The sequence below is a fragment of the Pseudomonas tensinigenes genome (genome assembly GCF_014268445.2).
Taxonomy (GTDB): Bacteria; Pseudomonadota; Gammaproteobacteria; order Pseudomonadales; family Pseudomonadaceae; genus Aquipseudomonas; species Aquipseudomonas tensinigenes.
On sequence record NZ_CP077089.1, the window covers coordinates 5,850,214 to 5,862,781 of the forward strand.

General features: G+C 59.5%; 11 protein-coding genes. 8 read left to right on the forward strand and 3 right to left on the reverse strand.

The window, feature by feature from the left end; all coding sequences use genetic code 11:
• Positions 1 to 27 precede the first annotated feature (27 nt).
• Positions 28 to 900, reverse strand: coding sequence for a heme/hemin ABC transporter substrate-binding protein (locus HU718_RS25925; RefSeq protein WP_110720241.1), 873 nt, complete (start codon positions 898 to 900; stop codon positions 28 to 30).
• A 165-nt stretch (positions 901 to 1,065) separates the two neighbouring features.
• On the opposite strand from HU718_RS25925, the gene HU718_RS25930 reads away from it, so the two are divergent.
• Positions 1,066 to 1,383 (forward strand): Rieske (2Fe-2S) protein, encoded by a 318-nt coding sequence (locus HU718_RS25930; RefSeq protein WP_150730471.1) that lies wholly within the window; start codon positions 1,066 to 1,068, stop codon positions 1,381 to 1,383.
• On the opposite strand, the gene sfsA is transcribed toward HU718_RS25930, so the two are convergent.
• A complete protein-coding gene (sfsA, locus tag HU718_RS25935; protein ID WP_186613981.1) occupies positions 1,380 to 2,093 on the reverse strand; it encodes a DNA/RNA nuclease SfsA in 714 nt (237 codons plus the stop codon). The genes HU718_RS25930 and sfsA overlap by 4 nt on opposite strands.
• Entirely contained in the window at positions 2,093 to 3,265 is a 1,173-nt protein-coding gene (locus HU718_RS25940) for a pyridoxal phosphate-dependent aminotransferase (protein WP_127929800.1), read from the reverse strand. The genes sfsA and HU718_RS25940 overlap by 1 nt, the downstream gene beginning before the upstream one ends.
• 334 nt (positions 3,266 to 3,599) lie before the next feature.
• Between HU718_RS25940 and dksA the strand changes: the two genes are divergently transcribed.
• The 7 genes from dksA (at position 3,600) to folK (ending at position 12,410) form a co-directional block, all read left to right on the forward strand.
• On the forward strand, positions 3,600 to 4,043 hold the full coding sequence (dksA, locus tag HU718_RS25945) for an RNA polymerase-binding protein DksA (protein WP_064118688.1): 444 nt from the start codon (positions 3,600 to 3,602) through the stop codon (positions 4,041 to 4,043).
• A gap of 190 nt (positions 4,044 to 4,233) precedes the next feature.
• On the forward strand, positions 4,234 to 5,130 hold the full coding sequence (gluQRS, locus tag HU718_RS25950; protein ID WP_186613983.1) for a tRNA glutamyl-Q(34) synthetase GluQRS: 897 nt from the start codon (positions 4,234 to 4,236) through the stop codon (positions 5,128 to 5,130).
• Between the two features lie 77 nt (positions 5,131 to 5,207).
• Positions 5,208 to 5,384, forward strand: coding sequence for a hypothetical protein (locus HU718_RS25955; RefSeq protein ID WP_003176118.1), 177 nt, complete (start codon positions 5,208 to 5,210; stop codon positions 5,382 to 5,384).
• Entirely contained in the window at positions 5,368 to 8,322 is a 2,955-nt protein-coding gene (locus HU718_RS25960; protein WP_186613987.1) for a sensor histidine kinase, read from the forward strand. The genes HU718_RS25955 and HU718_RS25960 overlap by 17 nt, the downstream gene beginning before the upstream one ends.
• A gap of 22 nt (positions 8,323 to 8,344) precedes the next feature.
• Complete coding sequence (locus HU718_RS25965) at positions 8,345 to 9,781, forward strand: sigma-54-dependent transcriptional regulator (protein WP_034153889.1); 1,437 nt, start codon at positions 8,345 to 8,347, stop codon at positions 9,779 to 9,781.
• A gap of 735 nt (positions 9,782 to 10,516) precedes the next feature.
• A complete protein-coding gene (locus HU718_RS25970; RefSeq protein WP_016983493.1) occupies positions 10,517 to 11,920 on the forward strand; it encodes a polynucleotide adenylyltransferase PcnB in 1,404 nt (467 codons plus the stop codon).
• A 4-nt stretch (positions 11,921 to 11,924) separates the two neighbouring features.
• Positions 11,925 to 12,410, forward strand: a complete 486-nt coding sequence (gene folK / locus HU718_RS25975; protein WP_150730468.1) for a 2-amino-4-hydroxy-6-hydroxymethyldihydropteridine diphosphokinase — start codon at positions 11,925 to 11,927, stop codon at positions 12,408 to 12,410.
• The last annotated feature ends 158 nt before the right edge of the window (positions 12,411 to 12,568 follow it).

A 12,568-nucleotide genomic window follows, 5' to 3' on the forward strand; every position in this document is an offset into this window, starting at 1 on the left:
ACAGACCACGGGGTTTTACCAATGTGGTCATTGGCCGCTCTTGGCCGGGTAGAAACCGTCAGACAGGGTTTTCAGCGCTGCCGGCAAGCGTGGTCCAAGGCCACCAACCAACAGGGTTGGGTCCAGTTCCAGCACTCGGCCGGCCTTGGCCGCGCGACTTGAATTGAGAATCGGGTTTTCCTTGAACAGCGCCGCTTTCGCCGCGTCTCCGGTCAATGCACGGTCGGCGAATACCAACACTTCAGGATCGAGGCTGGCGAGGGATTCCACGGAAAACGGTTTGTAACCGGTATGCGTCGCCAGGTTATGCCCGCCCGCCTGTTGCAGCAGCCAGTCGGCAGCGGTGTCCTTGCCGGCGATCAATGGCTTGCCACCGGCATGCCCGAGCAACAACAGAACGCCCGGCGCTTTTTGTTTGGACTGCGCATCTGCAACCCGCACGTTCTGCGCATCGAGTTGCTGTTGATAACTTTGCAGTAGCTGCTTTGCCTGGGCTTCTGTGCCGAGCAACTGGCCCAGATGGGTGACGTTTTTCTCCAGTGTCGGCAGATCCGGCTGAGCCGAGAACAACTCCACCTGAACCTTGGCGGCCTTGACCTGTGACAGCACCGGCGGCGGGCCCATTTCTTCGGTGCCGATAAGGATGTCCGGGCGCAGACTGAGAATGCCCTCAGCGGAAAGGCTACGCTGATAACCAATGCTCGGCAGCGCCTTCAACGACTCCGGATGCTGGCTGGTGGTATCAACGCCGACCAGCTTCGACTCGCCGCCCAACGCACTGACCCATTCCGACAGCGCACCGCCGGCGCTGACCCAACGTTGCGGCAAATCGGCCGCTGCAGCCTGATGGCTGACGAACAGTCCGGCACACAGCACAACAACGCGAGTACTCAGGCGCATACACAGCTTCCTTGAAAGACGTTTTTCCCGGGCATCCGGATGACAGGCCAAGTATCCTCGCCCCTGCCAGCCGCCCTGCGGACGAAGGTCGCCATTTGATAATTGTTTGCATTTAAACGTCAAGCTCGGACATATCCGGACACGAGCGGACATTAGAGGATAGCCATGAAGTTTCTCTGCGCGGGCACTGAACTCGCCGAAGCGGCCAGCCGTGGCTTTGAAGTCAACGGGAACAAGCTGTTCGCCGTGCGCCGCAATGGGCAAGCGTACGTTTATCTCAATCGCTGCCCGCACCGGGGCGTTGGTCTTGAATGGCATCCCGACCAATTTCTCGACCCGAGCAACAGCCTGATCCAGTGCGCCACCCACGGCGCACTGTTTCTGATCGAGGACGGTGAATGCGTCGCCGGGCCTTGCGCCGGGCAATCACTCACAGCCATTGCGTGCCGGGAAGACGCGCAAGGCTTGTGGATCGATGTTTAACCGTTGAGCAGCACGTCGAGACGCCGGTCGATGGCCATCTCTTCATGGTTCAAGCGAACGCCGTAAGCCAGCACTTCAACACCACACGCCACCGCTTCACGCAGCGCCTCGGCGTAGGCCGAGTCGATCTCCTCGGCCGGTCGCACCGCTTCAATTCCGCTCAGATTGACGCAATACAACTGCACCGCCCGGATCCCGTCCCGCGCCAGATGTGCCAACTCCCGCAGATGCTTGGCACCACGCTGGGTCACGGCATCGGGAAACGCCGCCACCGCTGTGCCGTCGAAGCCCAGGGTGACGCTTTTCACTTCCACATACGCCGGGCCGCTTGGGTATTCGAGGCGAAAATCGATGCGGCTTTTTTCCTGCCCGTAGGCCACTTCGCGCTTCAACGCGGTAAAGCCGTTCAACTCAGTGATAACGCCAGCCTGCAACGCCTCCTCAACCAAACCGTTGGCCCGGGCGGTATTCACGCAAAACAAGCGGCCCTGCGGGGTTTCACCGATTTCCCAAGTGCCCGGTAATTTGCGTTTCGGGTCATTGGAGCGGCTGAACCAGACCTGTCCGCCCTCGACCTGGCAATTGAGCATAGAACCGGTGTTCGGGCAGTGAATGGTCAGCAACTCGCCGCCAACGGTTTCGATATCGGCGAGAAAACGCTTGTAACGCCGGATCAGACGCGCCTCTTCAAGTGGTGGATAAAAACGCATCAGCCTTGCCAACTCTTCAAGCCACGGGCGATTCGCTCCACCGCTTCCTGTAAGCGAGGGAGGTTTTGCGTGTAGGCAAAACGCACATGGTGACTGGCCTGATAACGACCGAAGTCCAGACCCGGCGTGAAGGCAACGTGCTCGGTTTCGAGGAAATGTCGGCAGAACGCGAAGGCATCGCCGCCGAACTGGCTGATATCGGCGTACAAATAGAACGCGCCCTCAGGCTCCACGGCGATGTTGAAACCCAATTCGCGTAATGCCGGCAAAAGGAAATCACGACGACGGCCAAATTCGGCGCGGCGCTCTTCCAGAATCAAGAGGGTGTCCGGCTCGAAGCAGGCCAACGCCGCGTACTGCGCCATGCTCGGCGCGCTGATGTAGAGGTTCTGCGCCAGCTTCTCCAACTCGCTGACCGCCGCATCCGGTGCCACCAGCCAACCCAGGCGCCACCCGGTCATGCCGAAATACTTGGAGAAACTGTTCAACACAAAAGCGTTGTCATCGACTTCCAGAACGCTGGCGGCATCGGTGCCGTACGTCAGGCCGTGATAGATCTCGTCCACCACCAGATGTCCATGCTTAGCCTTGATGGCTGTGGATAACCCGGCCAGTTCATCGCGAGTCAAAATCGTGCCAGTCGGGTTGGCTGGCGAGGCGACCAGTGCGCCGACGCTGTCGTGATCCCAATGGCGCTCGACCAGATCCGGGGTCAGCTGATAGCGCACGTCCGGACCTACAGGAACGAGCTGCGCCGCGCCTTCGACCAAACGCAGGAAGTGCCGGTTGCACGGGTAGCCCGGATCCGCCAGCAGCCAGTGTTTGCCGGGATCGACCAGCAGCGCGCTAGCCAACAGCAATGCACCGGAGCCACCCGGCGTGATCAAAATCCGTCGCGGATCAATGTTCAAGCCATAACGCGATTGATAAAACCCGGCAATCGCCTCGCGCAGCTCCGGAATGCCGCGCGCGGCGGTGTAGCGCGTCTTGCCTGCCGTCAGCGCCGCTTGCCCGGCACGGATGATCGGCTCGGCGGTGGTGAAGTCCGGCTCGCCGATCTCCAGATGGATCACATCGTGGCCTTCAGCCTGCAATTCATTGGCCCGCGCCAGCAACGCCATGACATGGAACGGTTCGATCGCACGACTGCGCGCACTGTAGGGCTGAGCCATTGGTTTTCCTTCGGCAGGGAAAAAGAGACGATTCTACCCATCTGCCGGAACGAGCGAGAACCCGCAGCGGTCACAGCCTCAAGAACGCTGGACTGTAACGACATGAGCGTACGCTCCAGGATTGACTAAAATCAGTGATTGAACAGGTCTTCAACACCAACAGACACGGCTTGCCAAACATTTGCAAGCGCCACCCGCCGGGGCCTCGACATCCGGGAGTAGCGCAGGCCGATTTGATCTGGTAAGTTCGCCCGCTTGCAGCCGCAGGGCCGGCAGGTGTCGGTGATGGAGCAATCCTGCGCAATGGATTACAAGAGTAGAGGCGGTCCATTTCATGCCCACCCAAGCAAAGCAACAGCAGCAAACGACGATCAGCGGTTTCGAACCTTACGTTCCGAAAGCCGGTGAAGAGTACATGGGCGCTCCGATGCGCGCGCACTTCACCAAGATCCTGAACAAGTGGAAACAGGACTTGATGCAGGAAGTCGACCGTACTGTTGATCATATGAAGGACGAAGCGGCCAACTTCCCTGACCCGGCCGATCGTGCCAGTCAGGAAGAAGAATTCGCCCTCGAGCTGCGCGCCCGCGACCGCGAGCGCAAGTTGATCAAGAAGATCGACAAGACGCTGGAGCTGATTCAGGACGAAGAATACGGCTGGTGCGAGTCCTGCGGCATCGAGATCGGCGTCAAGCGCCTCGAAGCCCGTCCTACTGCGGATCTGTGCATCGACTGCAAGACCCTGGCGGAAATCAAGGAAAAGCAGGTCGGCAAGTAATCTCGACCTGAACGAAAAACGGAGCGTGTGAACGCTCCGTTTTTGTTTCTGCCTTTTGCCTTTGTGGGAGCGAGCCTGCTCGCGAAAGCGGTGTGTCATTCAACATTTAATCGTCTGACACTACGCTTTCGCGAGCAGGCTCGCTCCCACAGGTTGACCTGCATATAGCCTGAAAAGTAGTTTCGTTTCCATGACTGCCAACACACCCCCCGCCTACATCGGCCGCTTCGCCCCAACCCCGAGTGGCCACCTGCACTTCGGTTCGCTGGTCGCTGCCCTCGCCTCCTACCTCGACGCCCGTTCGGTCGGCGGTCGCTGGCTGGTGCGCATGGAAGACCTCGATCCGCCCCGCGAAGAACCCGGTGCGCAAACGGCAATTCTCAAGGCGCTGGAAAGTTACGGCTTTGAATGGGACGGCGACATGGTGCGCCAGAGCGATCGGCACGACGCTTACGCCGACGTGCTCAACAGCCTGTTCAATCATGGCTTGGCCTACGCCTGCACCTGCTCGCGCAAACAGCTCGAAGCGTACAACGGCATTTATCCTGGCCTGTGCCGCAATGCCGGCCACGATCAACAGGACGCGGCAATCCGCCTGCGCGTACCCGAACTGGAATACCACTTCATCGACCGCGTACAGGGCGAATACCGCCAGCATCTGGGTCGCGACGTCGGTGATTTCGTGATCCGTCGCCGCGACGGTCTCTACGCCTACCAATTGGCCGTGGTCCTCGACGATGCCTGGCAAGGTATCACCGACATCGTCCGCGGTGCCGACCTGCTCGACTCGACGCCACGTCAGTTGTACCTGCAAGAACTGCTCGGCCTGCGCCAACCGCGTTACCTGCACCTGCCGCTGATTACCCAACCGGACGGCAACAAGCTCGGCAAGTCCTACCGTTCACCGCCGCTTGAAGCGGATCAAGCCACGCCACTGTTACTGCGAGCCCTGCGCGCCTTGGGGCAAAACCCCGGCGCCGAACTGGCCCACGCTTCGCAGCAAGAGTTACTCAAGTGGGGCAGCGCGCACTGGGATGCCACACAGATCCCGCGCACACTGACTTTGCCCGAGGCGCAACTACTGTGACGACACTTGCAGTCGCGCGCCCATCCGTTACCATCGCCGCACGTTTTCGGGCACGCGCATAAAAAAGAGAGGCCGGGATGTACATCTATCGCTTGGTCCTGCTTTTAGTCGTGGGGATCTACTTGTTTTCCCCCGCCATCATGGATTGGTGGATCGACGCTACGGGCGCCTGGTATCGCCCCTATCTGCTTTGGCTGATCCTGATTGTCGTGACCTTCATCCTGCAGAGCCAAAAAGATGCCGATGAGCTTTAGCCTGACCCAGATGATCCTGGTCAGCGCCGCGTACCTGGCGGTGCTGTTCGGCGTTGCCTGGATCAGCGAACGGGGCATGATCCCGCGGGCGATCATTCGCCACCCGCTGACCTACACACTGTCGCTGGGTGTTTACGCCAGTGCCTGGGCGTTTTACGGCACGGTGGGTCTGGCCTATCAGTATGGCTACGGCTTTCTTTCCAGTTATCTCGGCGTGTCTGGGGCGTTTCTGCTGGCGCCGGTGTTGCTGTATCCGATTCTGAAAATCACCCGTACTTATCAATTGTCGTCACTGGCGGATCTGTTCGCGTTCCGCTTTCGCAGCACCTGGGCCGGTGCGCTGACCACGATTTTCATGCTGATCGGTGTGCTGCCGCTGCTGGCGCTGCAGATTCAAGCGGTGGCCGATTCCATCGGCATCCTCACCGGCGAACCGATTCAGAGCCGCGTGGCGCTGGCGTTCTGCGCACTGATCATTCTGTTTACGATCTTCTTTGGTTCCCGCCATATCGCCACCCGCGAAAAACATGAAGGGCTGGTGTTCGCGATTGCCTTTGAGTCGGTGATCAAACTCGTTGCCCTTGGCGGCGTCGGCCTGTATGCGTTGTACGGCGTGTTCGATGGTCCGCAACAGTTGGAACTGTGGCTGCTGCAAAACCAGACCGCCCTCGCGGCGTTGCATACGCCCTTGCAGGAAGGCCCGTGGCGCACGCTGCTGCTGGTGTTCTTCGCCTCGGCGATCGTGATGCCGCACATGTATCACATGACCTTTACCGAAAACCTCAACCCCCGTTCATTGGTGAGTGCGAGCTGGGGCCTGCCGTTGTTTCTGCTGTTGATGAGCCTGGCGGTACCGTTGATCCTGTGGGCCGGCCTCAAGCTCGGCGCCACCACCGACCCGGAATATTTCACCCTGGGCATCGGCATTGCAGCCAACAGCAAACCGCTGGCATTGCTTGCCTACGTCGGAGGACTGTCGGCGGCCAGCGGCCTGATCATCGTCACCACGCTGGCCCTTTCGGGCATGGCGTTGAATCACTTGGTGCTGCCGCTTTATCAACCACCGGCTGAAGGCAACATCTATCGCTGGTTGAAATGGACCCGCCGGGCTCTGATCGTCGCGATCATCATGGCCGGGTTTTGCTTCTATCTGATGCTCGGTGCCGGACAGGATCTGGCCAACCTCGGCATTGTTGCCTTTGTCGCGACGCTGCAATTCCTGCCGGGTGTGCTCTCGGTGCTGTACTGGCCGACCGCTAACCGGCGCGGCTTCATTGCCGGTTTACTGGCGGGAATCCTGGTCTGGGTGGTGACGATGCTGCTGCCGTTGGTCGGCAATCTGCAGGGTTTCTACATTCCGCTGCTGAACATGATTTACGTGCTCGACGACACCAGTTGGCACATGGCAGCCATCGCCTCGCTGGCGGCCAACGTGTTGATGTTCACGTTGATCTCGCTGTTCACCAATGCCAGCCCCGAAGAAGCCAGTGCCGCTGAAGCCTGCGCTGTGGATAACGTGCGTCGTCCGCAACGCCGCGAATTGCACGCCGCCTCGCCGCAGGAATTCGCCACGCAACTGGCGAAACCGTTGGGTGCCAAGGCTGCGCAGAAGGAAGTCGAGCAAGCGCTGCGTGACCTTTATTTGCCGTTCGACGAACGCCGCCCGTATGCCCTGCGCCGTTTGCGCGATCGCATCGAAGCCAACCTCTCCGGTCTGATGGGTCCGAGCGTGGCGCAGGACATGGTCGAAACCTTCCTGCCGTACAAGGCCGGCGGCGAAAACTATGTGACCGAAGACATTCACTTCATCGAAAGCCGCCTCGAGGATTACCACTCGCGCCTCACCGGTCTGGCTGCCGAACTCGATGCCCTGCGTCGCTACCACCGCCAGACCCTGCAGGAACTGCCGATGGGCGTCTGCTCGCTGGCCAAGGATCAAGAGATCCTGATGTGGAACAAGGCCATGGAAGAACTCACCGGGATCGCCGCGCAGCGTGTGGTCGGTTCGCGCCTGAGTACCATCGGCGAGCCGTGGAAGGGATTGCTGCAGGGTTTTATCAACCTGCCCGACGAGCATTTGCACAAACAACATCTGGCCCTCGACGGTCAGACGCGCTGGCTGAACCTGCACAAAGCGGCGATCGATGAGCCGTTGGCACCGGGTAACAGTGGCTTGGTTCTGCTGGTCGAAGATCTGACCGAAACGCAGATGCTCGAAGACAAACTGGTGCACTCCGAACGCCTGGCGAGCATTGGTCGCCTTGCGGCCGGTGTAGCCCACGAAATCGGCAACCCGATCACCGGCATCGCTTGTCTTGCGCAAAACCTGCGCGAAGAACGCGAAGACGACGGCGAACTGACGGAAATCAGCGGGCAGATTCTCGAACAGACCAAACGCGTCTCGCGCATCGTTCAGTCGCTGATGAGTTTCGCCCACGCCGGCAGTCATCAGCACAGCGATGAACCCGTTTGTCTGGCAGAGGTCGCTCAAGATGCAATTGGCCTGCTGGCGCTGAACCGACGCAATTTCGAAGTGCAGTTCTACAACCTGTGCGATCCCGATCACTGGGTCGAAGGCGATCCGCAGCGACTCGCTCAGGTCTTGATCAATCTGCTCTCCAACGCCCGCGACGCCTCGCCGCCGCACAGTGCGGTACGGGTCAAGAGCGAAGCCGGCGAACACACGGTCGATCTGATCGTCGAAGACGAAGGCAGCGGTATTCCGAAGAACATCATGGATAGATTGTTCGAACCCTTCTTCACCACCAAGGATCCTGGCGAAGGCACCGGTCTGGGCCTTGCACTGGTCTATTCCATCGTTGAAGAGCATTATGGACAAATCACCATCGACAGCCCGGCTGATGTACAAAGCCAACGCGGCACCCGTATCCGGGTGACCTTACCGCGTCATGTCGAAGCGACGTCCGCTGTGAACTGAGACCGTCGAGAGTATCGAATCAATGCCGCACATTTTGATCGTCGAAGACGAAACAATTATCCGCTCCGCCTTGCGCCGCCTGCTGGAACGCAACCAGTACCAGGTCAGCGAAGCCGGTTCAGTGCAGGAAGCACAAGAACGCTTCACCATTCCTACGTTCGATCTGATCGTCAGCGATCTGCGTTTGCCGGGCGCTCCGGGCACCGAGCTGATCAAGCTTGGCCAGGGCACGCCGGTGCTGATCATGACCAGTTACGCCAGCCTGCGCTCGGCGGTCGACTCGATGAAGATGGGCGCGGTGGACTACATCGCCAAGCCTTTCGACCACGACGAAATGCTTCAGGCTGTCGCGCGGATCCTGCGTGATCGTCAATCGGCTCCTGCTGCAGGTGAGCCCGTTGCCGTGAAAACGACCAACGGCAGCGGCAAATCCGCGGTCGACAACAGCAACGGCGAGATCGGCATCATCGGCTCCTGCCCACCGATGCAGGATCTGTACAGCAAGATCCGCAAAGTCGCGCCGACCGATTCCAATGTGTTGATCCAGGGCGAGTCCGGCACTGGTAAGGAACTGGTGGCCCGCGCCCTGCACAACCTGTCGAAACGCGCCAAGGCGCCGATGATTTCGGTGAACTGCGCGGCCATTCCGGAAAGCCTGATCGAGTCCGAACTGTTCGGCCACGAGAAAGGCGCGTTCACTGGCGCCAGCGCCGGGCGTGCCGGTCTGGTCGAAGCGGCGGACGGCGGCACCTTGTTCCTCGACGAAATCGGCGAATTGCCGCTGGAAGCCCAAGCGCGCCTGCTGCGTGTGTTGCAGGAAGGTGAAATTCGCCGTGTTGGTTCCGTGCAGTCACAGAAAGTTGATGTGCGCCTGATCGCGGCCACTCACCGGGACCTGAAGAGCCTGGCGAAAATCGGCCAGTTCCGTGAAGACCTTTATTACCGCCTGCACGTGATCGCGCTGAAACTGCCGGCCCTGCGCGAGCGCGGTGCCGACGTCAACGAAATCGCCACTGCCTTCCTGGCTCGCCAGAGTGCGCGCATCAACCGTACCGACCTGAAGTTTGCCGCCGATGCCGAACAGGCGATCCGGCATTATTCCTGGCCGGGTAACGTGCGAGAGCTGGAGAACGCAGTCGAGCGTGCGGTGATTCTGAGCGAAAGCCCGGAAATCTCCGCCGACCTGCTGGGCATCGATATTGAACTCAGCGATCTGGAAGACGACGAGTTCATCGGCCTGCCGCCACAAACGCCGGGTAACGCCAGCAACAGCAGCCATGAACCGACCGAAGACCTGTCGCTGGAAGATTACTTCCAGCACTTCGTCCTCGAGCATCAGGACCACATGACCGAGACCGAACTGGCGCGCAAACTGGGCGTTAGCCGTAAATGTCTGTGGGAACGCCGTCAGCGTCTGGGCATCCCACGGCGCAAGACCGGGGTCGCCAGCGAGAGCTGAACGTTACCTGTCGAGTGTGCAGGTAACGCTTGAAGAGGTGAAAAAACTGTTACCTCAGTCCTTTCACGTAACAGAAGCCGGGGTTATCGGTAACGAAACCCCGGCTTTTTTTCGCCCCGACAAAACGGTTATATCGACCTAACCCCTTGTTTTATTGGGTTTCGCAAAAGTTGGCACGCCCCCTGCTATATGTTTGGTACAAGAACAATAACAAGCAATGCACAAGACAATAAAAATAAGACGAATCGACTCACGCACAATAAAAACAAGACGGCGAGAGGCGCAGCTAACTGATTCTTTTGGAGAGGCGTTGTATTTGGGGCTTGCCCCACGACCAGGCCGAGAACAACAAAAACTGTCCTAAGACAGAGCCTGTACTGGTTGGATCGAGAGATCACTGCAATTCAGCGACCAAAGCAATCCGTTTGCTCTTGGCTCCCGATTGGGAGGGTCACGAAGGAAACACTTCGTGGCGAGGGCACTCAACAAAAACAAGAAGCCCGAATCAATAATAAAAAGAGCACGCAACTACTTCTTGGGGAGCTTCGGCTCCCCTTGTAGTTTCTCCCTTCTGTAAAAAACTCCCTGTTTTACCCCCGTTTCACCCTTGTAGCTTGCGGCTTTCAGCTCGAAACTGCTGTCTCCTACACCATCCCCCGACTAAATGCTAGAATCTGCGCCCATCATGCGGTCATTCTTTGGTATGGCCGAACATTCCTTCAAACAGTGCATCCCATGCTGAAGAAGTTGTTCCAGTCATTCCGAACTCCCGTGCGTCGTACGCAACACATCCGCAGCACCCCTGAAGTGCTCAACAGCGGCCAACATTCGCTGCAGAAAACGCAGTTCAGCCGCTATGCGGTGAATATCGTCGAACGCCTGCAAGGTGCCGGTTACCAGGCTTATCTGGTCGGCGGTTGCGTGCGTGACATGCTGCTGGGCATCACACCCAAGGATTTCGACGTCGCCACCAGCGCCACGCCTGAGCAAGTCCGTGCCGAATTCCGCAATGCGCGGATCATCGGCCGTCGCTTCAAACTGGTGCACATTCATTTCGGTCGCGAAATCATTGAAGTCGCGACCTTCCGCGCCAATCACCCGATCAACGAAGACGACGAAGACAGCAACCAGTCTTCGCGTAACGAGAGCGGGCGGATTCTGCGCGATAACGTTTACGGCACCCTGGAAGAAGACGCGCAACGCCGCGACTTCACCATCAACGCCCTGTATTACGATCCGGTCAGCGAGCGCATCCTCGACTACGCCAATGGCGTACACGACATCCGCAATCACCTGATCCGCCTGATCGGCGATCCGAAGCAGCGCTACCAGGAAGACCCGGTGCGCATGCTGCGCGCGGTGCGTTTCGCCGCCAAGCTCAATTTCGGCATCGAGAAGCACACCGTGCAGCCGATCCGTGAACTGGCACCGATGCTGCGCGAGATCCCGTCGGCGCGTCTGTTCGAAGAAGTGCTCAAGCTGTTCCTTTCGGGACACGGCGCGATCACCTTCGAAATGCTGGTCGATCTGCAACTGTTCGCCCCGTTGTTCCCGGCCAGTGCCGATGCACTGGAACACAACCCGGAATACACCCACACGCTGATCAGCGAAGCGCTGACCAACACCGACCTGCGCATCAAGCAGAACAAACCGGTGACCCCGGCGTTCCTGTTTGCCGCGCTGCTGTGGCCTGCTCTGCCGGCCCGCGTGTTGCGCTTGCAAGAACGCGGCATGCCGCCGATCCCGGCGATGCAGGAAGGCGCCCACGAACTGATCGCCGAACAGTGCCAGCGCATCGCGATTCCGAAACGTTTCACCATGCCGATCCGCGAGATCTGGGACATGCAGGAGCGTCTGCCACGCCGCAGCGGCAAACGTGCCGACCTGTTGCTGGATAATCCGCGATTCCGTGCCGGTTACGACTTCCTGTTACTGCGTGAAAGCGCTGGCGAGGAAACGGATGGCCTGGGCGAATGGTGGACGGACTATCAGGACGCCAACGACAGCGAGCGTCGCGACATGATCCGCGACCTCAGCGGCAAGGGTGATGACGCCAGCGGCGCACCACGCAAACGTCGCCGCAGCAGCGGTTCCAAGCGCAAACGCGCCGGCGCACCGAGCGCCTCGACAGGCGAGTAAACGCATGGAACGCATCTACATCGGCATGGGCAGCAACCTCGCTGACCCGGCCGAACAATTGCACAGCGCCGTCGAGGCGCTGGGGCAATTGCCGCAGACCACACTCGCCGGCGTTTCTGCCTTCTATCAAAGCGACTCGTTGCTGCCGGGCCAACCGCGTTACACCAACGCGGTCGCGGCGCTCGACAGCTCGCTCGCCCCACTGGAACTGCTCGATGCATTGCAAGCCATCGAGAATGACCAAGGTCGCGAACGCCTCGAACGCTGGGGCCCACGTACGCTGGATCTGGATATTCTGCTGTTCGGTGATCGCCTGATCGACGAACCACGCCTGAAAGTCCCGCATTACCAGATTCAGGAACGCGCGTTCGTGCTCTATCCCCTCGCCGAACTGGCCCCGCAAGATTTGCACCTTGCCGACGGCCGCAGCCTGTCCGATCTGCTCGCCGCCTGCCCGTTCGTCGGCCTGGAACGCCTCCCGACAGATTGATTGCAATCCCCAGTGGGAGCGAGCCTGCTCGCGAAAGCGATGTTTCCTTCAACACTGCGTTGACTGATTCGCCGCCTTCGCGAGCAGGCTCGCTCCCACATTGGTTTATTCCACACCCAGGATTTTGTCGGACAAAAAGTCGTCGAATCAGCCCCGCC

Coding starts and splice junctions, on each gene's coding strand:
- HU718_RS25955 (WP_003176118.1), top strand. CDS start 5,208: ATGTACATCTATCGCTTGGTCCTGCTTTTAGTCGTGGGGATCTACTTG.
- gluQRS (WP_186613983.1), top strand. CDS start 4,234: ATGACTGCCAACACACCCCCCGCCTACATCGGCCGCTTCGCCCCAACC.
- HU718_RS25930 (WP_150730471.1), top strand. CDS start 1,066: ATGAAGTTTCTCTGCGCGGGCACTGAACTCGCCGAAGCGGCCAGCCGT.
- HU718_RS25925 (WP_110720241.1), bottom strand. CDS start 900: ATGCGCCTGAGTACTCGCGTTGTTGTGCTGTGTGCCGGACTGTTCGTC.
- HU718_RS25960 (WP_186613987.1), top strand. CDS start 5,368: ATGCCGATGAGCTTTAGCCTGACCCAGATGATCCTGGTCAGCGCCGCG.
- folK (WP_150730468.1), top strand. CDS start 11,925: ATGGAACGCATCTACATCGGCATGGGCAGCAACCTCGCTGACCCGGCC.
- HU718_RS25965 (WP_034153889.1), top strand. CDS start 8,345: ATGCCGCACATTTTGATCGTCGAAGACGAAACAATTATCCGCTCCGCC.
- HU718_RS25970 (WP_016983493.1), top strand. CDS start 10,517: ATGCTGAAGAAGTTGTTCCAGTCATTCCGAACTCCCGTGCGTCGTACG.
- HU718_RS25940 (WP_127929800.1), bottom strand. CDS start 3,265: ATGGCTCAGCCCTACAGTGCGCGCAGTCGTGCGATCGAACCGTTCCAT.
- sfsA (WP_186613981.1), bottom strand. CDS start 2,093: ATGCGTTTTTATCCACCACTTGAAGAGGCGCGTCTGATCCGGCGTTAC.
- dksA (WP_064118688.1), top strand. CDS start 3,600: ATGCCCACCCAAGCAAAGCAACAGCAGCAAACGACGATCAGCGGTTTC.